Source organism: Rhodanobacter sp. C05, from assembly GCF_002001165.1.
Taxonomy (GTDB): domain Bacteria; phylum Pseudomonadota; class Gammaproteobacteria; order Xanthomonadales; family Rhodanobacteraceae; genus Rhodanobacter.
Genome location: NZ_MUNQ01000005.1, coordinates 446,294 through 466,305 on the forward strand (window position 1 = coordinate 446,294; position 20,012 = coordinate 466,305).

General features: G+C 64.5%; 20 protein-coding genes. 7 read left to right on the forward strand and 13 right to left on the reverse strand.

The window, feature by feature from the left end; all coding sequences use genetic code 11:
* Positions 1–52 precede the first annotated feature (52 nt).
* From B0E51_RS01890 to B0E51_RS01935, 10 genes are all read right to left on the reverse strand, one after another.
* Positions 53–910, reverse strand: a complete 858-nt coding sequence (locus tag B0E51_RS01890; RefSeq protein ID WP_077443113.1) for a hypothetical protein — start codon at positions 908–910, stop codon at positions 53–55.
* A gap of 24 nt (positions 911–934) precedes the next feature.
* On the reverse strand, positions 935–1,702 hold the full coding sequence (locus B0E51_RS01895) for a sulfite exporter TauE/SafE family protein (protein WP_077443114.1): 768 nt from the start codon (positions 1,700–1,702) through the stop codon (positions 935–937).
* 2 nt (positions 1,703–1,704) lie between these two features.
* Positions 1,705–2,130, reverse strand: a complete 426-nt coding sequence (locus B0E51_RS01900) for a TIGR01244 family sulfur transferase (RefSeq protein ID WP_077443115.1) — start codon at positions 2,128–2,130, stop codon at positions 1,705–1,707.
* Positions 2,131–2,326: 196 nt separating this feature from the next.
* The gene (locus B0E51_RS01905) at positions 2,327–3,265 is read right to left on the reverse strand and encodes a hypothetical protein (protein WP_077443116.1); all 939 of its coding nucleotides are present in this window, start codon (positions 3,263–3,265) and stop codon (positions 2,327–2,329) included.
* A 165-nt stretch (positions 3,266–3,430) separates the two neighbouring features.
* Positions 3,431–3,862: a DUF2946 domain-containing protein gene (locus B0E51_RS01910; protein WP_343124651.1), complete on the reverse strand. Its 432-nt coding sequence runs from the start codon at positions 3,860–3,862 to the stop codon at positions 3,431–3,433.
* A 57-nt stretch (positions 3,863–3,919) separates the two neighbouring features.
* A complete protein-coding gene (locus tag B0E51_RS01915) occupies positions 3,920–4,873 on the reverse strand; it encodes a c-type cytochrome (RefSeq protein WP_077443118.1) in 954 nt (317 codons plus the stop codon).
* On the reverse strand, positions 4,870–5,547 hold the full coding sequence (locus B0E51_RS01920; RefSeq protein WP_254424363.1) for a c-type cytochrome: 678 nt from the start codon (positions 5,545–5,547) through the stop codon (positions 4,870–4,872). The genes B0E51_RS01915 and B0E51_RS01920 overlap by 4 nt, the downstream gene beginning before the upstream one ends.
* An 11-nt stretch (positions 5,548–5,558) precedes the next feature.
* The gene (locus B0E51_RS01925) at positions 5,559–6,479 is read right to left on the reverse strand and encodes a substrate-binding domain-containing protein (protein ID WP_077443119.1); all 921 of its coding nucleotides are present in this window, start codon (positions 6,477–6,479) and stop codon (positions 5,559–5,561) included.
* A 26-nt stretch (positions 6,480–6,505) separates the two neighbouring features.
* On the reverse strand, positions 6,506–7,081 hold the full coding sequence (locus B0E51_RS01930) for a DsrE family protein (RefSeq protein ID WP_254424364.1): 576 nt from the start codon (positions 7,079–7,081) through the stop codon (positions 6,506–6,508).
* Positions 7,082–7,164: 83 nt separating this feature from the next.
* Complete coding sequence (locus B0E51_RS01935) at positions 7,165–7,980, reverse strand: helix-turn-helix transcriptional regulator (protein WP_077443120.1); 816 nt, start codon at positions 7,978–7,980, stop codon at positions 7,165–7,167.
* 249 nt (positions 7,981–8,229) lie between these two features.
* Here B0E51_RS01935 and B0E51_RS01940 point away from each other — a divergent pair, with 249 nt between their 5' ends.
* From B0E51_RS01940 to B0E51_RS01960, 5 genes are all read left to right on the forward strand, one after another.
* On the forward strand, positions 8,230–8,493 hold the full coding sequence (locus B0E51_RS01940) for a hypothetical protein (RefSeq protein ID WP_254424378.1): 264 nt from the start codon (positions 8,230–8,232) through the stop codon (positions 8,491–8,493).
* A 51-nt stretch (positions 8,494–8,544) separates the two neighbouring features.
* Positions 8,545–9,024: a MarR family transcriptional regulator gene (locus B0E51_RS01945; RefSeq protein ID WP_143525756.1), complete on the forward strand. Its 480-nt coding sequence runs from the start codon at positions 8,545–8,547 to the stop codon at positions 9,022–9,024.
* A gap of 36 nt (positions 9,025–9,060) precedes the next feature.
* A complete protein-coding gene (locus B0E51_RS01950) occupies positions 9,061–10,515 on the forward strand; it encodes an efflux transporter outer membrane subunit (RefSeq protein WP_077443122.1) in 1,455 nt (484 codons plus the stop codon).
* Between the two features lie 10 nt (positions 10,516–10,525).
* Complete coding sequence (locus B0E51_RS01955; protein WP_077443123.1) at positions 10,526–11,722, forward strand: HlyD family efflux transporter periplasmic adaptor subunit; 1,197 nt, start codon at positions 10,526–10,528, stop codon at positions 11,720–11,722.
* Between the two features lie 162 nt (positions 11,723–11,884).
* A complete protein-coding gene (locus B0E51_RS01960) occupies positions 11,885–13,405 on the forward strand; it encodes a DHA2 family efflux MFS transporter permease subunit (protein WP_077443124.1) in 1,521 nt (506 codons plus the stop codon).
* 92 nt (positions 13,406–13,497) lie between these two features.
* On the opposite strand, the gene B0E51_RS01965 is transcribed toward B0E51_RS01960, so the two are convergent.
* From B0E51_RS01965 to B0E51_RS01975, 3 genes are all read right to left on the reverse strand, one after another.
* A complete protein-coding gene (locus B0E51_RS01965) occupies positions 13,498–13,917 on the reverse strand; it encodes an acyloxyacyl hydrolase (RefSeq protein WP_254424365.1) in 420 nt (139 codons plus the stop codon).
* Positions 13,918–14,240: 323 nt separating this feature from the next.
* Positions 14,241–15,746 carry a pitrilysin family protein gene (locus B0E51_RS01970; RefSeq protein ID WP_077443126.1) on the reverse strand — a complete coding sequence of 502 codons (1,506 nt, stop codon included), beginning with the start codon at positions 15,744–15,746 and terminating at the stop codon, positions 14,241–14,243.
* Positions 15,743–17,137 carry a pitrilysin family protein gene (locus tag B0E51_RS01975; RefSeq protein WP_254424366.1) on the reverse strand — a complete coding sequence of 465 codons (1,395 nt, stop codon included), beginning with the start codon at positions 17,135–17,137 and terminating at the stop codon, positions 15,743–15,745. The genes B0E51_RS01970 and B0E51_RS01975 overlap by 4 nt, the downstream gene beginning before the upstream one ends.
* A gap of 793 nt (positions 17,138–17,930) precedes the next feature.
* Here B0E51_RS01975 and B0E51_RS01985 point away from each other — a divergent pair.
* Both B0E51_RS01985 and B0E51_RS01990 read left to right on the forward strand, forming a co-directional pair.
* On the forward strand, positions 17,931–18,419 hold the full coding sequence (locus tag B0E51_RS01985; RefSeq protein ID WP_077443128.1) for a GNAT family N-acetyltransferase: 489 nt from the start codon (positions 17,931–17,933) through the stop codon (positions 18,417–18,419).
* A 198-nt stretch (positions 18,420–18,617) separates the two neighbouring features.
* Positions 18,618–19,901, forward strand: a complete 1,284-nt coding sequence (locus tag B0E51_RS01990) for an MFS transporter (RefSeq protein WP_077443129.1) — start codon at positions 18,618–18,620, stop codon at positions 19,899–19,901.
* The last annotated feature ends 111 nt before the right edge of the window (positions 19,902–20,012 follow it).

The window sequence follows — 20,012 nt, forward strand, 5'->3', positions numbered from 1 at the left end:
TGCAGCATAGGCATCGAGGCAGCCGGCTTTCATCTCCCAGAAGTCACTGCTCTCAGAAGAAGGCAATCAAGCCGATCGCCAGCAGCGCCAGCAGCACGCCACTGAAGTTGAGCCAACTCAGACGCTCGCGAAAAGCCAGCACGCCAACCAGCGCACCGAGCGCCACCACGCCGATATTCATGCTGGCAAACACCAGCGCCGGATGTTGCGGCAGCGCGCGATGGCCACGCAGGTAGAACAGGATGTTGCCGAAGTTGGCCAACCCCAGTGCCACACCGCCCAATGCGCTGCGTGCGGTGAAGCGGGTGCGGCCGCGCAGGCGGCGCCACAGCTGCAGCGCGAAGGCTACCAGCAGCGCGAGCGCGAACATCGCCTGCAGCGACGCACCCAGTGGCACACCGGCCAGCGCCACGCGCTTGAACAGGATGTCGATCGCACCGAAACCGCCCAGGACCAGCAGCGGATACAGCCAGCCGGCGACGCCGCTGTCGGCCACACCCTGCCCGTTGCGCCAGACCATGCACAACAGCGCTAGCAGGCCGAGCGTGATGCCAGCCACCTTGAGTCCGCTGAGCTGTTCGCCGAACAACAGGAACGCCGCCAGCAGCGAGAGCAACAGCGACAGCCGCTGCGCCGCATCGCTGCGCACGATGCCGGCATGCCGAACCGACGCGCCCAGCGCGAGAAAGATCGTCGGCAGCAGCACGCCCAGCCCCGCCAAGGCGAGCCATGGCGCACCCGGCTCGCGCAAGCTCGCCAGCGACGACTGCAAGAGCAACGCGGTGAGTGCACCGGCCACGACGTAGTTCCAGGCAATCGCCTGGCCCACATCGACATCGAAGCGGCGCGCCAGCTTCAGCAGTACTGACACCAATACGCTGCAGATGACGCTCAGCAATACATAGATCACCCCGACACTCCCGTCATGCGTCGGTCACCCGCGCAGATTCCTGGCCAGCATGAACACGGCAACGGCAACGATCGCCAGCGCGAAAACCACGTGCAGCGTGCCGCGGGTTTTCGCCAGCCGGTGTGCGCCCAGCGCACCAAGCCAGCCGCCAAGAATACCGCCAGCGATGAAACCGGCTGCCGCGCGCCAGTCGATCAGGCCCGAGGCAGCGTAGTTGAGTGCGGTGGTGGTGGCGAACGCGCCCACCGAAAACAGCGAGGTGCCGATTGCTTCGATGATCGCCATGCCGCTGGCGAACATCAGTCCCGGCACGACCAGGAAGCCGCCGCCGATGCCGAAGAAGCCGGACAGACTGCCCGCACCAAACCCGACTGCACCGAGTCGCGGAAACAAGTGCGGCAATGGATAACGATCGACACCGCCACCGCGGCGCCCGCGCAACATCAGCGCAGCCACCACCAGCATCAGCACGGCAAACAGCACCAGCAGACGCTGGCCATCGACCAGTTTGCCAAGGGTCGAACCGACGAACGCACCGATGACTCCGGTCGCGGCAAACGTGAAGGCCGCCTTCCAGCGCACATGGCCGGCACGCGCATGCGGGATCAGATTCGCGAACGCATTGATCGCGACCGCCACCGCGCTGGTGCCGATCGCCAGATGCGGATCGCGCACACCCACCACATACAGCAGCAGCGGCGTGGCCAGGATCGAACCGCCACCGCCGATCAGCGCCAGCGAGAAACCGACCAGCGAACCGCAGACGATGGCGAGCAGGTCAGGCAGCAGCATGCTCAACGCGTTGCGGCCTGTTGCAGGCGCGGTCGCAGCGCGTCGAGGTCATATCCGGCCGCGGCCGCCGCCCGCAGGACATCTTCCACCGGCTGGCTGCGTGCGGCGCCGAGTGCCCACAACATGGTCGAGCGCGTGCCGGTGCGGCAGAACGCCAACGTCGGTGCCGGCAGCGTAGTCAACGCCTGCGTAAACGCCTCCACCTGGGCGTCCTGCAGTTGTCCGGAGATCACCGGCAGATACTGATAAGTCACGTCATGGCGTGCAGCCAGCGCGGCGATGACCGCACTATCCGGCTGCCCTGCTGCCTCGCCATCCGGGCGGTTATTGATCAGGCTGCGGAAACCCTGTGCGGCGAGCAGCTCGACATCGGCCTCGTCGATCTGTCCGCTGACACTGAGGGTCTCGGTGAGTTGCCGCAGCTGCATCCTGGGAAATCCTTCGCGATGAACATGTCACGCCGATGTGAGTTGAAAAACAGGCATCCGGGACACTACGACTACCGCGTTTGTCACGCCCCTCGCACCTGTCATCGACACGCATGGTAGTCCCGGAACCCATGCCGCGTCCGCGCCGGACGCAGCATGATCGCGAGGCTCGCAGGCTGCCCTCGGCAGAGTTGGATTAAAAGCCCAGGCTCGCCGTCAACTTGCCCTGCCAGTGCGGCACCAGCTGGTTGCCGTTGACGTGCTGGTAGACCGGCTTCTCCACATCCGCATACAACCGGATGCGTCGAATGCGCAGCTCAAGCGCCGGTGCAAACAGCAGTCGCTGGTAGCCGCTGCTGGCCGGGTCGGCGTTTGCACCCGCATCGCGCGCGCGCAACGACACCAGCGCCTGCAGGATCGGGGTGAGCCGCACGCCGTTGCCCAGATTCCAGCCTCCGGAATAGACACCAAAGGCACTGTCCAGCTCGGTGCCGGGACGATAGCCCGCGCGAGTGTTCAACGGCTGGTCGAGCTGGGCCTGGATGAAGCTGCCCCAGTTGCTCTGGCCGAAATAGGTCTGGTGATAGCCGCCGAGCAGCAGGTCGGTGGTGCCGGTGCCGATTTCCGTGTCGCGATCGAAGCCGGGGTACCGCCAATCGCCCGTGGCCAGCTTCAGGCCAAAGGTCAGTCCGGTCGACATGTCCGCCGAGAAACCCGTGTACATGCCGCTGATGCGGACATCGCCGATCGAGCCATGATTGAAATCGCTCAACGTCCCGGTGTCGTCATCTAATGTCGAGAAATGCCTTTGCGTGTACGGCAGCTCGACCATGACGCCCCAGTCGCGGTTGAACATCTCTTGCAGGCCAGCAACATAGAACTCGCTGCGGATGTGCTTGTCGTCGTTGTCCGCCTTGGGCGCCGAGGAACTGCCCGCCCAGTTGGTGTCCTGGTCGAGATAGCTCGCCTGCAGGAACACGGTGGTGTTCGCGCCGTTCGGCAACAGTGCGCTGGTGCCGACATCGAACACACCGCAGCCGCAGGCGCAGGCCTGCGCGGACGATGACCAGACGAAAGCAAGGCCGAGCAGCAGCGTACCGAGGGCAGCGCGCGCTGGAAGACGGGAATGAGACATGGAAGATCCTGTAGGGATGAGGCATCCCGAAATACTTGAGAAGGTTCGAAGGCGTAGCCGAACGCGATCCAGCCCGTACGTCCACGGGCCCATCCGCAAGTGCGGAGGCATGCACGTTCGGCAACGCGGACGCGCTGATGAAACCGCGCGTATCCGGGTCAGCGATCAGGCGTGCGGAAACGCCGGAGGGCCGCGTGGCGCGGCAGCCAGCCAGACCCGTGTGATGGACGCCATGCGCTCCGGCAGGAGCGTCGGCATGCTGGCCACCGGCGTTGGCAGCAAGGGCAGCCAGAAAGTCGCGGCCAGAGTCGGGCTATGCCCAAGCAGACCGCAGTAGCCGCACTTTTCCAACGTCGGCGCATGCGGGCTTGGCTGCTGTGGCGACGAATGATCGATCAGGCCAGCGCGATCTCCGCACCAGCTCCCGAGATCAGGCGACCACGACGCGGCGGCGACGGTCTGCGAGACCACCGGCGCGACGATGGTGAGCCACATGGCGAACAATCCCAGCCATGCGACCAACCTTCGATGTCTACGCGTACCGATCAATACCTTCCCCGACGTAATCCATCGCGGCAAGCGCCACGCGACCGGCAAATCATCCCATACAGACGTTGCAGACGGACTGCGACACGGCGTCGCGTGACGTTCCGCTTACTTCTGCGCGGGCGGCGAACCGAGCAGATGGCCGTTCACTTCGGTGCCGTACAGCGACTGCGGCGTGTCGTGATACTTCGCGCGCGTGTCGGCCAGATTGCCGGTATAGCGCGGATCCTGCGGGCGCTCATGCGCATCCATGAACATCGCCACGTCCCACGCGTCCTGGTCGCTCAGGCTGCCGCCGCGGCTCAATGGCATGTTCGCCTTGATGAAGGCGGCGGCGTTGTCCAGCTCATGCATGCCGGCACCCCAGTTGAACGACTGCGTGCCCCACAACGGCGGAAACACGTTGCGGCCAGCCACCTGCTGGCCCTGCCCGTCGGCGCCGTGGCACAACGCACAGTTCGCCGCGTAGACCTTCTCGCCGCGCGCGTAATCCGCTGGTTGCGGCGGCTTGAAATCCTGCTTGGGATAACCGGCGCCCTTCAACTTCACACCGACTGGCGCGCTCTTCGCCATCCACCATGAATAGGTTTCCAGCGCCACCATCTCCGCGCTGTCCAGCGGTGGCGCCTTGCCGTTCATGCTGAAACGGAAGCAGCCCTGCAGCCGTTCGCCGAACGTATTCACCTGGCCAGTCTTCTTGCGGTACTGCGGATACATGCCGTAGGCGCCCCACAACGGTGCCGAGTTCGCCAGCCGGCCGGCATCGAGATGGCAGTTGCTGCAGCTCAGCGTGTTGCCGACATACGCGCTGGCATGCGCTGGCGTGTCGGTGAAGATATCGCGGCCCTGGCGAATCACGTCGCCGAGCGGGCCGCTGGGGATTTCTGTTTCCGATGGCGGCACAAATGCTGGTAATGCCGGCTTGACGGCCGCGCTACTTGTGACGGCGACTGATGCTGCTGGCGCCGCACTGGCGGCAACCGGAGTTGATGCTTTCTGCGAGCAGGCATTCAACGCGCAGATCGCGATGGTCGCCGCCAGCAAGGCGTGCAGGGTTCTCATGGCGTGGCCCCTTTCGCATCGAGCGGTTGCGCGGCAAACCAGCCGGCCACGGCGCTGATGTCCTGCGCGCTCAGCGCACTCGACAGATGCTGCATCAGCTGCAGCGGATCGTTGTGCCGTGTACCCTGCTGCCACGCCTTGAGCTGCGCCTCGATATACGCGGTCGGTTGCCCGGCCAGCGGCGGAAAGTGCGCGCCCACGCCGACACCGGCGGGACCGTGGCATTGCACGCACGCCGGCACTTGTTGATCCCAGCGACCACTGATGGCGAGTACGGCACCCGCGCTATCCACCGCCGGCATCGGCGTGGTCTGCTTCATCAATGCGGGCGGAATCGGCAGCTTGCTGTAGTAAGTCGCCAGCGCCGCGCGCTCATCCTCACTGAGCGCCGTGGCGGTGGCCTGCATCACCGGGCTTGCGCGCGTGCCGCTGGAAAAATCGTCCAGCTGCTTTTGCAGGTAGGCCGAATCGAGCCCCGCCAGTCGTGGATTCCCGGCGCTGGCCTGACCGCCACCGTCGGCGCCATGACAAGCCATGCATGGCGCCGCGCCCTTGCCATTGCCCTGCGTCGTGATCGCCGCCGCATCGACGGCATGCACGGCGCCGAGCGGCAGCGCCGTGGCGACGAATAGACCGAGGCCAGGCAACAACGTTCGTGAACCAATGTGCATCATCCCGCCCATCCTCAATGCGCCGGCAGGAAGCCGTATTTGCGATACACCGCCTGCGCGGCAGGGGTCTGCATGAAGGCCAGAAAATCCTTCGCGGCCTGTTCGTGCGGCGCGTCCTTCATGCGTGCGGCGGTATAGGTGGAAGTGACATTCTGCGCCGTGGGGATCGTCACCGTCTCGACCGGGAAATGCATGATCTGCTGCTGGAAATACGCCTCGGTCGACCATACCGGCGCCGCATCCGACTCGCCCTGCAGCACGCGCAGCGGTGATTGGCGATGATGGATGCGGGTGAGGAAGGTGCTGCCATCCTTCACCTTGCTGTCCATGATGGTGTGATCGAGCGCATCACCGCCGGCCTTGCGATAGCTCGCCTCGATCTGCTTGGCGATGCCTTCCCACGCCGGGTTCGGCATGCTCACGCGCACATCGCCACGGCCGAGATCGGCCAGCCCGGTGATGTGTTTCGGATTGCCCTTCGCGACCAGGATCGCCAGCGGATTGCGCGCGTAGTCGTAGCTGTCGGCGAACCAGTTGTGCTTCTGCTGGTTGTCGGCGATCGCATCCTTGCCGGCCGTATAGATGTCCGGTTTGAGCGCGATGCGCAGGTTGCCCATCACCAGCGTGCCGCTCTCGATCTGCCTGGCGAGGATGCCCGGCGGCAGCGTCTCGGCATAGATCCGCTGGTATTGCGGATGCGCCTGCTTGAACGCCTCCAGCAAGTCGTGCACCACCATGAACTGGTTGCCGGCAAAGAACAGCACCAGCTGCGGATCGACGATGTCGCCATGCAGGTCGGCGATCGCATCCACCGGCGGCACACTGAACTGCAGCCCCGCTGGCGGTGGATTCCATGGCGGCAGGAAGTCGGTCCGGTCGGTTGCGCTGGCGCCGAAGCTGGCCGCCAACAGCATGCCCAAAACGAAATGACGCATCGTTCAATCCCTCGAAAACGTGAAGATCACAGCGGCATCAGGGCATAACCCTGCTGCTCAAGCACGGTGACCGTGGTCAGCGCGGACAGCGCCAGCGTGACGTGCGAATCCACCCAGTCGTACTGGAACTTGTGTTCCGCAACGGCCTGGCCGCATACCGCGATATCGACACCGGCCTTGCGCAGTTGCTCGATCAGCGGCAGGTTCGGATTGGCCACGCCGTACGCCTTTTTGTACTGCGCATCGTTCAGCACGATGGGCGTGGCTCCGCCGGAGGCGATCGCCACGAATTTCAGGTGATCGAGCGGCACGCCGGCACTCACATACAGGTTCACTGCGCGTGCTACATGATCGAGTGACGGGTTCACTTCGTCGGGCTTGTCACCGGCCTTGCTCAGGCTGAACACCACCTTGTAGGTAGCGTTGCGATCCGGCTGGTAGGCCGCCTGCGGCAACGCATGGATCTTGCCGGCACCGGCGATGGTGGGCGTCTGCCAGAACCCATCACTGGCGAACGCTGCCGCGGGCAGCAGGCTGAGGACAAGCAGGATCGAGACGAAGGGACGGAACATGGCGACCTCGCGGAATGAGTGTGCACGCATGCTATGTCCGGCTTATCCGATAAGCCAATGGAGTTTTAATGATCGTGACGATAAAGGCGATTTATATCCAGGCGTAGCCACGGTCAGGCCGTTGCTGGCCGGCCCGCGAAATAGCGCGCCGGCGGCTGGCCGAAGTTGCGTCGGAACATCGCCACGAAGGCGCTGACGCTGACATAGCCCAGCGCGTCGGCGACGACGGCCACCGGCGTGCCTTCCGCCAGCTGCTCGAGGCCGCGGCTAAGCCGCGCCTGCTGGCGCCATTGCGCAAAGCTCAGCGCGGTCTCGGCACGGAACAGCCGGCTGAGGCTGCGTGCGGACAGCCCGGCACAGGTGGCCCAGTCCTCCAGGCTGCGGTTGTCGTGCGGCTGCTCGAGCACGGCCTGGGCGATGCGCAGCAGCCGGCGGTCGAGCGGCATCGGCAGGTGCAATGGTTCGTGCGGCGCGCGCCGCATTTCGTCCAGCAGCACCGCCATCACCCGCTCCTGCTCCGCATCCAGCCGCTCGTTCCATGTCCACGAACTGGCGCGGTGCACCAGCGCCCGCAGCAGCTCGGTGATGCCGATCACGCAGGGACGCGCAGGCAGGCCGTGGTCGATATCCGGCGTGATGAACACGCCCCAGCCGCTCATCACTCCGCTGATGCTGACCGTATGCAACTCACCCGGTGGCATCCAACCGGCACGGTGCGGCGGCAGCATCCACGAACCATGTTCGGTGTGCACGTGGACCAGGCCGCTCTCGACGCAGAAGAATTGCCCACGCAGATGGCGATGCCAGTCGTAGGTCTGGGTGTCCTCGCCGTATTCGCTGGTGGCTTCACGATCGATCCGGTAGGCGATCAGCGCGGGGCCGCCGACCTGCTCGATCAGTTCGTGGACGTGCTCCTTGGAAGCTGACATGGCCGGTTCTCGATATAACTTGACCAAATAACGTTATCAGATTACAGCGAGCCTGCCTAAGCTGTTCCACATCCGGCCACCACCTGACCGGAACCTCCCCGCCGCTGCCGCCGCTCGCGGTTTCCTCGTCCAGCTGTGATGCCCTCGCCGTCACGCCGCGCGCCGTTCATGCGTCCTTGCTGCACACGCCTGCGCATGGCCACGTCTCGAACCCAGGATGATCCGATGTCTACGACCAAGCTGCTCACCATGAAGTCCAAACCGGCGGCGTCCCCGCTGGAAACCTTTGTCGCCTGTGCCCATCAGATGCTCGACCCCGCCACTCCCGAGCCGGTGCGCCGAGCGATGGAGCCACGATTGCTGGCACAACTGCCGGCACTGCGGGCGCTGGGCGTATTCGAGCTGTTCGAATTGCGCGATCCGGCCATGCGCACCTGGCTGGCCGACGAACTGGAAGGCCGTGGAGCTGATTTCCAGCAGACCCGGCCAGTCTTTTTGCTGCAACAAACATAAACAGGCATATATTTGCCTTGACAAATATACTTTCGGCAATAGAATGCCGGGATGAAGCCGAACACCCCCTCCCCCAATCCAACCGGCACCAACGAATCCCAGGCGCCGAGCCTGGGCATGTTGCTGACCATGGTGCGTGCCGAAATGGTGCGTGCGATCGAAGCCGAGCTCGCCAGCAAGGGCCTGGATCTCAGTTTTACCCAGTACCTGATCCTGAAGAAGTCACAGCAACTGGGTGCCGTGTCGGCTACCGAACTGGCCCGCGCGGTGGAGCTCGATGGTGGCGCGATGACACGCCAGCTGGATCAGCTGGAGCGCAAGGGCTTTCTGCGCCGCTCGCCGCACGAACAGGATCGCCGCGCCCTGCGCATCGAACTGACCGAGGCAGGCAATACGGTTTGGCAGAACACCGCCTCCGTTTGCAGCCAGCGCGTGATGAATGCCGCCCAGCGCTCACTGGACGACACCGAACAAGCGCAGTTGTACGACTACCTGGAGCGCGTGCTGCACGCGCTTCGCAACAAGAACTGACTTCCCGAAAGCTGCAATATTCCTGGACCTCAACTCATGCGTCTGCATCTTCTTGCGGCTGCGACCGCAATCACCCTCATTCTGGCCGGCTGCGCCAACAGTGGTGGCCTGCATCCGGACGGCACGTCGCTCGATCCGTCCTCGCTGAAGGCCGAACGCAGCCTCGCCGGCGTCACCATCTCTCCGGCGGCATGGCCGACGCAGGACTGGTGGAGCGGTCTCGGTGACGCCCAGCTCGCCTCATTGATCGACGAAGCGCTGAAGGACAATCCGGGCCTGGCCGCGGCGGATGCCCGCGCACGTCAGGCGCAGGCCGCTGCCGGTGAAGCGGATGCCGCGCGCGCTCCAACCGTGAACGGCGGCGCCAGCGTTGCCGGGGCGCGTCTGCCCGACGGTCTGCTCAGCCCGACCTCGCATTTCGCGGCCGCCAAGTACGGCTATGTCAGCTTCAACTGGGGCCTGGACCTGTGGGGCGGCAAGCGCGCCGCTTGGGAAGCTGCACTCGGTCAGGCCCGCGCGGCCGAGATCGAGGCACACGCCGCACGCATCGAATTGTCCGGCAACGTGGCGCGCGCCTATGTGCAGCTCGGCTACGCCTATGCCCAGCAGGATGTGGCGAAGGCGGAGTTTGAGCGCGCCAGCCAGTCGCGCGTACTGACCCGCCAGCGCGTCGCTGCCGGCATCGACAGCAAGCTGCAGCTGAAGCAGAACGATGCCGAGGTGGCCAGCGCCGAGCGCCAGCAAGCCGAGGCGAACCGTGCGATCGATGCAGCCCGTTCGGCGCTGTCGGTGCTGCTCGGCAAGGGCCCGGATCGCGGCCTGGACATCGCGCGGCCGCAGGCGCTCGCCACCGCCGCCCTGACAGTGCCGGCGAATCTGCCGGTGGAGCTGCTCGGCCACCGCGCCGATCTGGTCGCCGCGCGGTGGCGCGTGGAAGCCTCGTCCAAGGACATCAAGGTCGCCAAGACCGAGTTCCTGCCGAATGTGAATCTCGGTGCGATGGCCGGCCTGCTCAACATCGGCGGCGGCAACCTGTTCGAGGCCTCGTCGCGGTTCTATGAATTCGGTCCGACGCTGAGCCTGCCGATCTTCGATGGCGGCCGCCTGCGTGCGAACCTCGCCGGCAAGGACGCGCAGTACGACCTCGCCGTGGCGCAGTACAACCAGACTCTGGTCGGTGCGCTCAACCAGGTGGCCGACGACTATGCGGCACAGCAGTCGATGGCTGAGCAGATCGCCGCGCAGCAGCGCGCGCTGGATGCGGCACGCCAAGCCTGGCAGCTGGCCGAACAGCGCTACAAGGCCGGTGTCGGCAGCTATCTGGAAGCACTCAGCGTGCGGCAGCAGTTGCTGCTCGCCGAACAGGGCATGGCCGCGCTGCAGGCGCAGCACCTCGACCTGTCGATCCAGCTCATTCAAGCGCTCGGCGGCGGCTATCAGCCGCAGGCCGATGACGTGACTCCTTCTTCCCCTTCATCTTCGCATTCCTGAGGCATCCCTCATGTCCAGCCAGACTCCTACCGCGACCGCCCCGGTCGCCCAGCCGCCGGAAAAGAATCGCCGCGGCTTCCTGCTACGCCTGCTCGGCGTGGTCGTGCTGCTTGCCCTGATCGCCTGGGGCCTGTGGTATTTCCTCGACGGACGCTGGTACGAAAGCACCGACGATGCGTACGTATCCGGCAACGTGGTGCAGGTAACCCCGCAACTGCCCGGCACCGTGGTGACCATCGGCGCCGATGACGGCGATCTGGTGCATGCCGGCGACGTACTCGTGAAGCTCGACGCCAGCAATACCGAAGTGGCGCTGGCGATGGCCAGGGCGAACCTCGCCAACACGGTGCGCAAGGTGCGTGGCCTGTACAGCAGCGTCAGTGGCGCGCAGGCCGATGTGGCTGCGCGCCAGGTGGCGGTGGACAAGGCTCGTGCCGACTACAACCGCCGGCGTGACCTGGCCAAGTCCGGTGCGATCTCCGCCGAGGAACTGGCGCATGCCCAGGACGCGCTGACCGCCGCCGAAAGCGGCCTGATCACCTCCCAGCAGCAGTACCAGACCAGCAAGGTGCTGGTCGACGACACCGTGGTCGCCTCGCATCCGGACGTCCAGGCGGCCGCAGCGAATCTGCGTTCGGCGTATCTGGACAACCTGCGCACCACCATCGTGGCGCCGGTCGACGGCTATGTGGCGAAGCGCTCGGTGCAGCTGGGTCAACGCATCGCACCGGGCCTGGCGCTGATGGCGGTGGTACCGCTGCACCAGGTGTGGGTCGACGCGAACTTCAAGGAAACCCAGCTCACCCACATGCGCATCGGTCAGCCGGTGGATGTCCGTACCGACGTCTACGGCAGCGCGGTGACCTACAAGGGCAAGATCGAGAGCCTCGGCGTCGGCACCGGCAGTGCGTTCGCCCTGCTGCCCGCGCAGAACGCGACCGGCAACTGGATCAAGATCGTGCAACGCATACCGGTGCGCATCGTGTTCGACGATCCGAAACAGCTGGACCAGCATCCGCTGCGCATCGGCCTGTCCACCGATGTGGAAGTGGGCCTGCACGACCAGAACGGCCCGATGCTGGCGCAACAGGCGCCGACCCAGCCGGCCTTCAGCACCGATGTCTACGAGAAGCAGCTGGCGCAGGCCGATGGAATGATCGCGCAGATCATCCACGCCAACATGGCCGGCGGCAAAGACGGCAAATAAGCTCCTCCCCCTGTTTGCAGGGGGAGGCTGGGAGGGGGTTGTCCGAGCTTGCGCAAGATCAAAAGCACCCCTCCCCAACCCTCCCCTGCATGCAGGGAAGGGAGCGGATCTCCAGCCAGCAAATAATCGCCCCGAGCAATCCCTCTCAACAGACCCGCCCTCATGAGCACATCCTTCCGTCCACCCAACATGGCGCTCACCACGATCGGTCTGTCGCTGGCGACCTTCATGCAGGTGCTGGACACCACGATCGCCAACGTGTCGCTGCCGACGATCGCCGGCAACCTCGGCGTGAGCGTGAACCAGAGCACCTGGGTGATCACCTCGTTCGCGGTGAGCATGGCGATCTCGCTGCCGCTCACCGGCTTCCTCACCCGCCGCTTCGGCGAGGTGAAGATGTTCATCTGGTCGACCCTGCTGTTCTCGATCGCCTCGTTCCTGTGCGGCATCGCGCAGAGCATGGGCATGCTGATCGTGTTCCGCGCGATCCAGGGTGCAGTGGCCGGCCCGATGTATCCGGTCACCCAGGCGCTGCTGATCTCGATCTATCCACCCGCGAAACGCGGCATGGCACTCGCCCTGCTGGCGATGGTCACGGTGGTGGCGCCGATCGCCGGGCCGATCCTCGGCGGCTGGATCACCGACAACTATTCATGGCCGTGGATCTTCTTCATCAACGTGCCGATCGGCATCTTCGCCAGCATGGTGGTCGGCAACCAGATGAAGGGCCGCAACGATGTCACGCAGCGGCCGAAGATCGACTATGTCGGCCTGATCACCCTGATCATCGGTGTGGGTGCGCTGCAGATCGTGCTGGACAAGGGCAATGACGAGGACTGGTTCAACTCCACCTTCATCGTCATCACCAGCATCGTCTCGGCAATCAGCATCGCGGTGTTCCTGATCTGGGAACTCACCGACAAGGATCCGATCGTCGACCTCAAGCTGCTGCGTCATCGCAACTTCCGTTACGGCACGATGGCGCTGGTGCTGGCATATGCGGCGTTCTTCGCGATCGGCCTGCTGCTGCCGCAGTGGCTGCAGCGCAATCTCGGTTATACCTCGACCTGGGCCGGCTTCGCCGCGGCCCCGCTCGGCGTCCTGCCCGTGCTGTTGACCGTGTTCGTGGGCAAATACGCGGCGCGTTTCGACCTGCGGATGGTGGCGTCGTTCTCGTTCATCGTGATGGGCGCTACCTGCTTCATGCGCTCGGACTTCTTCCTTGACATCGACTACGCCCACGTTGCCCTGGTGCAGTTGCTGCAGGGTCTTGGCGTGGCGTTGTTCTTCATGCCGGTGACGACGATTCTGCTGTCCGACCTGAAGCCGAACGAGATCGCCGCCGGTGGTGGCCTGGCCACCTTCCTGCGCACGCTCGGCGCCAGCTTCTCGGCATCGCTGACCACCTTCATGTGGGAACACCGCGCGATCGTGCATCACGCTCAGCTGACCGAACACATCACGGTCTACGACCCGGCCACGCAGGCGACGATGAGCCAGCTCGGCGATTCGCAGACATCGGCCAGCCTGGTGAACCAGATGATCACCCAGCAGGGTTTCCAGATCTCGTTCAACGAGGTGTTCTACATGCTGGGCTGGGTGTTCGTGCTGCTGATCTTCGTGGTGTGGCTGGCGCGGCCGCCGTTCACCGCGAAGGCAGCGGCAGCGTCCGGTGGGCATTGAGCAACGCGGGCGATCTCGTTACAGCATCACGAAACCGGCGGGCCATGACCCGCCGGTTTCGTGTCTGAAAGTCACATCCGTATAGCCAGCGGCTACAGATCGAAGCCCACACCCAGCAACGCCATGGTTTCACCACGGTTGGGGCTGTGCAGGTTGCCGTTGGAAATGTGGCGGATCTGCACGCTGAAACGCCGTCCCTGCCAGCCCAGCGTGCTGACGAATTCGTACGGAGAACTCAGTGCCTGCGTGCGCCCGGTGTGCAGGGCCGGCTGGAAACTGAAGAACAGCGATCGGTACCAGTCGCCCGGATCGCCATAGTGGATGCGTGCTCCGCCTGCCAGCAGCCAGATCTGGTCGCGCGTGCTGTAGCGGTTGCCGTCGTAGCGGGAGATGCCACGGCCATCGATCCAGCCCAGCGAAACATCCGGCGACCAGCTGAAACGGCTGTTGCCAATGCGATGTTCGTCGAACACGCCTTCGACAAAAGCGGTGTCCACTGCATAACTGTCCATGTAACTTCGGCCGCCCTGGATTTCCAGGCGAGTAGCCGCAGCAGGCAAGGCAAACGGAACAAGAGAAAAAGCGAGGACAACACGGAGAAGCTTGGCAGGCAAATGCATGGGGAGCCTATGGGGATAGGGGTGCGATGTATTTGTGTACCAAACAGTTTACTAAGCCTGTGTTGTGCTCAGGTGAAACACATGGGCACCCAGGGTGAACGCTGTGTTTCGCCACGTGCCCCACGACATGCCTTGGAGCGAAGTGGCGTTGCATGGCACCGGCACAAAAAACCCCGGCAGGTGCCGGGGCTTTCCAGACAGGCGATGTCGCTGGTTTATCGCGCGGTGGTGACCGCCGATGTTGCAGCCGGCTGCAGAGTGGGACTGTCGAGGTCGAGCGCGTTCGATTGCAGCAACACCGCCTGTGGATGCGCCTTGCGAATCGCGTCGCCGAACTGTGCGGCGTCGCCGACCACCACCACCTTGCTGCCGGCGGCATCCAGATGCTTGTGTGCATACGCCTCGATCTGCTTCGGCGTGACGGCCTGTACCTGCGCGATGTACTTGCCGATCTCGTCCAGCTTCACACCATAAACCGCCAGTTCGCCGACCTGTTGGGCCAGTCCTGCGCTGGTCTCCAGGCTGCGACCGTAGCTGCCGATCAGGGTCGCCTTGCGTGCGGCCAGTTCCTGCGCATCCACCTTCGTCGTAGCAAGGCGGTTGAATTCGCCCAGCATCAATTCGACCACCTGCGGCGCCGACGGATTCTTGGTCTGCGCCGCGGCCAGCCACATGCCGGCATCGCCCAGCGACTGCAGCCGGCTGGTGGCGCCATAGGAAAGCCCGCGCTTGATGCGGATCTCCTCGTTGAGGCGTGCCGAATACGAGCCACCCAGCACCGCATTGGCCACCGTGCCGACGTAATAGTCGGCATCGTTGCGCGGTGGCGCGGCATGCGCGGCGACCACACCGGCCTGTCCGGCCCCGTGCTGATCGATCAGCAGGATCGCCGGCAAGTTGCTGGCACGCATGCCCGCGGGCCGGACCGGCAATGGCATGGCCGGTTTCGACCAACTGCCGAAGCTGGTCTGCGCCAGCTGTTGCGCCTGCGCCGGCGTGATGTCGCCGGTGAGCACCAGGATCGCGTTGTCCGGCCGGTACAACCGGTCGTGCAACTGCTGCACGTCGGCACGGCTGATCCGCGCGATCGAGGCCGGCGTGCCGCTGCGCGAATGCCCGTAGGCACCATCGCCGAACACGCCGCGTCCGGCAGCCAACGAGGCAAGCGACGTGGGCCGGCTCAACATCAGGCGCAGATCGTCGACCGCCTGTGCCTGCGCACGCTTGAGTTCGGCCGCGCCGAAATCCGGCTGGCGCACGACCGCGGCCAGCAGGCTCAAGGCCTGTGGCAGTTTCGGCGTGGTCACGGTGATGCCTACTGCGCTTTCGTCCCAGCCAGCCGCCGCGCCCAGCGAGCCGCCCAGCGTCTCGGCGGCGGCGGCGATCTGCGGCGCACTCTTGCCGGCGGCGCCCTTGGTCAGCAGGTTCGCGGTGAGGTCGGCCAGGCCGGCCAGCTGCGGCGGATCCATCTCGCCGCCACTGCGCAACACCAGTTGCGCGGTGACCAGCGGCAGGCCGGCGCGGCGCACACTGACGACCTGCAAGCCGTTCGCCAGCGTCTGCACGGACGGCGTGGGTATGGTCAGCACAGGCGCCGGACCGGGCGCCGGCGGCTCGGTCGGAAAAGCCGGCGCGATCGGCGAGGTCGCCAGCACCTGGCTGGCGGCGAACACGGCCGCCGTCAGGGCGGCCAGACGGAACAGCTTCATCGGACGATTCATTTCGCTGCTCCCTTGCCGGCTACCGCCGTGCCCTTGGCAGCCTGCGGCAGGTAATCGATGGTGACGCTGTGTGCACCGGTGACGTATTTCTGCAGTACGCGGTGCACGTCCGCCTCGGTGACTTTCTGCAACGCGGCCAGATCGGTGTTGACGTGTTCGGCACCGCCGTCGATCAGACTCGCCTGACCCAGTGCGAACGCAATGCCCTGCGCGGTCTGCCGCTGCCTGAGTTCGGCGGTCAGCAGCTGGGTCTTCACCTTGTCCAGTTCCGCCGCGGGAATCGGCTGGGTGGCCAGCCAGATGATTTCCTCGTTCAGCAGTTTCGCCGCCTCGGCCGGTTGATGCCCGCTGGCGAGAATCGCGTAGGCGGTGAACAGGCCAGGCCCGACCCGGCCATCCGCATCGGCGCCCACCTGCTGGGCCACCTGGTGGCGATACACCAGCGACTGGTACAGCCGCGACGAATCACCCTGCGACAGCAGCGCGGCGGCGATCTGCAGCGGAATGATGTCCGCACTGTCGGATGCGGGCGGGATCAGCCAGGTGATCGCCACCGCAGGCAGCGGCGCGGTCTCGCTGGTGACGGTGTCGTGCTGGTTTTTCTTGCGCGCCGGCTCCTGCACCGTGACCTGCGGAATCGGCGTGGCTGGCTTCGCGATCCCGCCGAAATACTGGTCGACCCAGGCATCGAGCTGCTTCGGATCGAAATCGCCGGCAACGATCAAGGTGGCATTGTCTGGCCGGTAAAAGGTGTTGTGGAAGTCGATCACGTTCTGCAGCGAGGCCGCTTCCAGCTCCTCGATGCTGCCGATGGTCGGACGCTTGTACGGATGCACCGTGTACGAGTACGGATCGATCGCGTTGAACAGCTTGCCGTACGGATTGGCCAGCACGCTCTGGCGGTATTCCTCCTCCACCACGGCGCGCTCGGACTTGAAGTTCGGCTCGTCCACGTTGAGGTTGGACAGCCGCTCGGCCTCGGCCCACAACAAGGTCTGCAGGTAGTTGCTCGGCACGATCTCGAAATAGTTGGTGACGTCATCGCCGGTGGATGCGTTGTTGGCGCCACCGACGTCCTCGGTGAGCCGGTCCATCTGCTCGGCGTGCATGTGCTTGGTGCTCTTGAACATCAGGTGCTCGAACAGATGCGCGAAACCGGAGCGCCCCTGCGGATCGTCCTTGGAGCCGACGTGGTACCACATCTGCACCGCCACATTCGGGCTGGCGTGATCCTCTACGGTGAGCACCTGCAGACCGTTCGGCAGCGTGCGCTGATGGTACTGGATCGGTGGAATGTTCAGGTCTGTCGCGGCCAGCGGCGGCGAGAGCGCCGCAGCAGCGAACAAGGTGAGTGAGGCCAGCAACGCGGCCGGACGCAGACGCATGGTCATCCCCTTCTTCCCTTCGGGTGAAAGTCCAACCATAGCAAGTCGACCTGCCGCCGCGCCCGTGACTTCTGGCCCACATGGGCAAATACGTATCACTGGTTTTCGAGCAGATAAACGTAGCGACTCGATTCGAGCGATATGCAACCTGGCAATCTTCCGCCCATCCTCAGCACCTGACTTGTGACTCCTTGTCGTGTGCGGGAATTTCCTGCTTGACGGTTCATCGCAGAGCGACCGAACATCCGTGCATATGCCCTGATTTGGGGTCTACTACTAAGCGTTTGGCGCACATTTGCGGGAGTCGCAAATTTGAAGTTCATCTTCTACCTGGTTTTGGCTCTGTCGCTACCCGCGTCAGCCCATGCACGCAACGCCTCCTCTCATTTGACGCAAACTACAGCGTGTATGTTGAGGGTCTTGAAGGTGATGCCTGGTGTCAGCCAGGCGGTGTTGGGCGAGGCTAAAAGCAACGGGGCAACTCGTCCGTTCATCGAGTATCGCGCCGCGGAGGGTGCCCGCTGGAAACAGCCTACCCGTTTCACTCTCCAACAATCGAGCGGCAGTCACTTCTCGTTTATGGCTGTGTTACCCGGCTTAGTGACACCTGGCTCGGACGTCGACGCACACGTAACCAATGCTGTAGTTAAAAAATGGGAGACTCAGTGTGGCGCGGAAGCGAACGTACTATTCGAGTGACATCGGCGGCCAATTTGACGTTGCCATTTTGCGCATCCTGCCTAGCAACTCGTTCAAGGCGGGCGGCTTCGCCGCCGCCTAACTCCAGCATCAGACTCCCATGTCAGATCCCATTACCCTCGTATCGGTAGAAAACCAAGAGCAAGCCGCAGCGGCGCGCGAACTGTTTCTTGAATACGCCGCCGCGATCGGCGTGGATCTTGAGTACCAGGGATTCACGGCGGAGCTTGCGGCGTTGCCATCACCTTACGTTCCGCCTCATGGCGCCCTGCTCATCGCCAAGATCAACGACGAGATGGCAGGCTGCGTTGCCCTGCGCCGCATTGACGAGCAAACCGGCGAGATGAAGCGCTTGTATGTAAGGCCAGCGTTTCGCAGTTGGGGGCTTGGCCGACATCTCATTGATGAAGCCATCCAGGCTGCGCGCCGCGCTGGCTACACAGCGCTCCGATTGGATACGCTCCCCAGCATGGTGGCGGCGCAAGGACTGTATCGTTCGCTAGGTTTTTCCGAGATCCCTGCTTACAACAGCGCGCACTTACCCGGCACTCGCTTCTATGAGCTCAGGCTGGCCGCCGCGCCGGACTGATCGACGAGTTGCATCTCGCCGTGCGGCCGGTGCTGATCAGCCGCAAAGAGCATCTGCTGCACAACATCGACCTGCGTGCACTGGACCATGCCAGCATCCGCGATGGCCGTGGACTGACGCGAACGGCTACCATGCGATTCCGCCTTTCAGCACGCTCCACCACACTGCGCCGCACGTGACGGCGCCCAGGGACTTCAGATGCAGCCCACTCCGCGCGGTTCGCTGTTCGCCAATCACAACTTCGCCCTGCTGTTCGGAGGCAGCACGATCTCGGCGATCGGCGACCAGTTCACCCTGGTGGCGTTGCCGTGGCTGGTGCTGAAGCTGACCAATGATCCTGCGGCGCTGGGCCTGGTGCTGGCCACGATGGCGCTGCCGCGCGCTGCCTTCATGCTGATCGGTGGTGCGGTGGTGGATCGCATGTCGCCGCGGCGAGTGCTGCTCGGTGCACGCGCGATCAATGCGCTGCTGGTCAGCCTGCTCGCCGTGCTGGTGCTGGCCGGTGCGATCCAGATGTGGATGATCTACGTGATCGCGTTGGGCGTCGGCCTGTCCACTGCGTTTACCTATCCGGCAGGTTCGGCGATCCTGCCGCAGCTGGTGGAACCGACGCAGCTGCAACCGGCCAATGCGCTGTTCATGGGCATGCGCCAGCTGAGCATGATCATCGGCCCGGTGCTGGCCGGCCTGGTGATCGGCACCGGTGCGCATGCGGTGCAGCCACAGGCCGTCGCCGACGCCAGCGGACTCGGGCTGGCCTTCGGCGTGGATGCGGTGAGCTTCCTGTTCTCGCTCGGCTCGCTGATGCTGGTGCGCATCCACAGCGACCACCACCCGAAGGCGCCGGAGGGCAGCGTGCTGGCCAACGTCGTCAGCGGCATCCGCAATATCTGGGCCGACCTGCCGTTGCGCGCTTTCATCCTCTACGCCGCGGTGGTGTCGGTGTTCGTCGGCGGCCCGATCCAGGTCGGCCTGCCGGTGCTGGCCGATACCCGGCTGGATCTGGGGGCAGCCTCGCTGGGCATCCTGATGACTGCCAACGGCGTGGGAATGCTGCTGGGCAGTTTTCTTTCCGGCACAGCCAGCAAACTGGTGCGCGGGCGGCTGGGCCTGATGGTGCTCGGCATCGACAGCCTCGCCGGACTGGCATTGGCCACGCTGGCGCTGGCTCACTCGACCTTCGGCGGTGCCGCGCTGCTGACCGCCACCGGCATGCTGGGCGGCATCGCGCAGATCGCCATCTTCAGCTGGATCCAGCGCCGTGTGGCACCGGAGATGATGGGCCGCACGATGAGCGTGCTGATGTTCACCTTCATGGGTCTGGGCCCGCTGTCCGCGGCGATCGCCGGCAGCCTGTTGAAGGTGATCTCGCTGCCGGCGCTGTTCGTCGGCGCGGGACTGACGCTGACCGCGATCGCGCTCTGCTGCATGACGAGCCCGGCGCTGCGCAGTATTGGTGCGGCGCGTCCGGCGGAAGCGTGAAGAGGATGACTGTTGCGCCATGCATCCGATCAGTGATGTAGAGAGACCGCAGTCGTTCCGGATGGTCTGAATAAGTTTTCTCGTCATCCCAGCGAAAGCCGGGATCCAGTG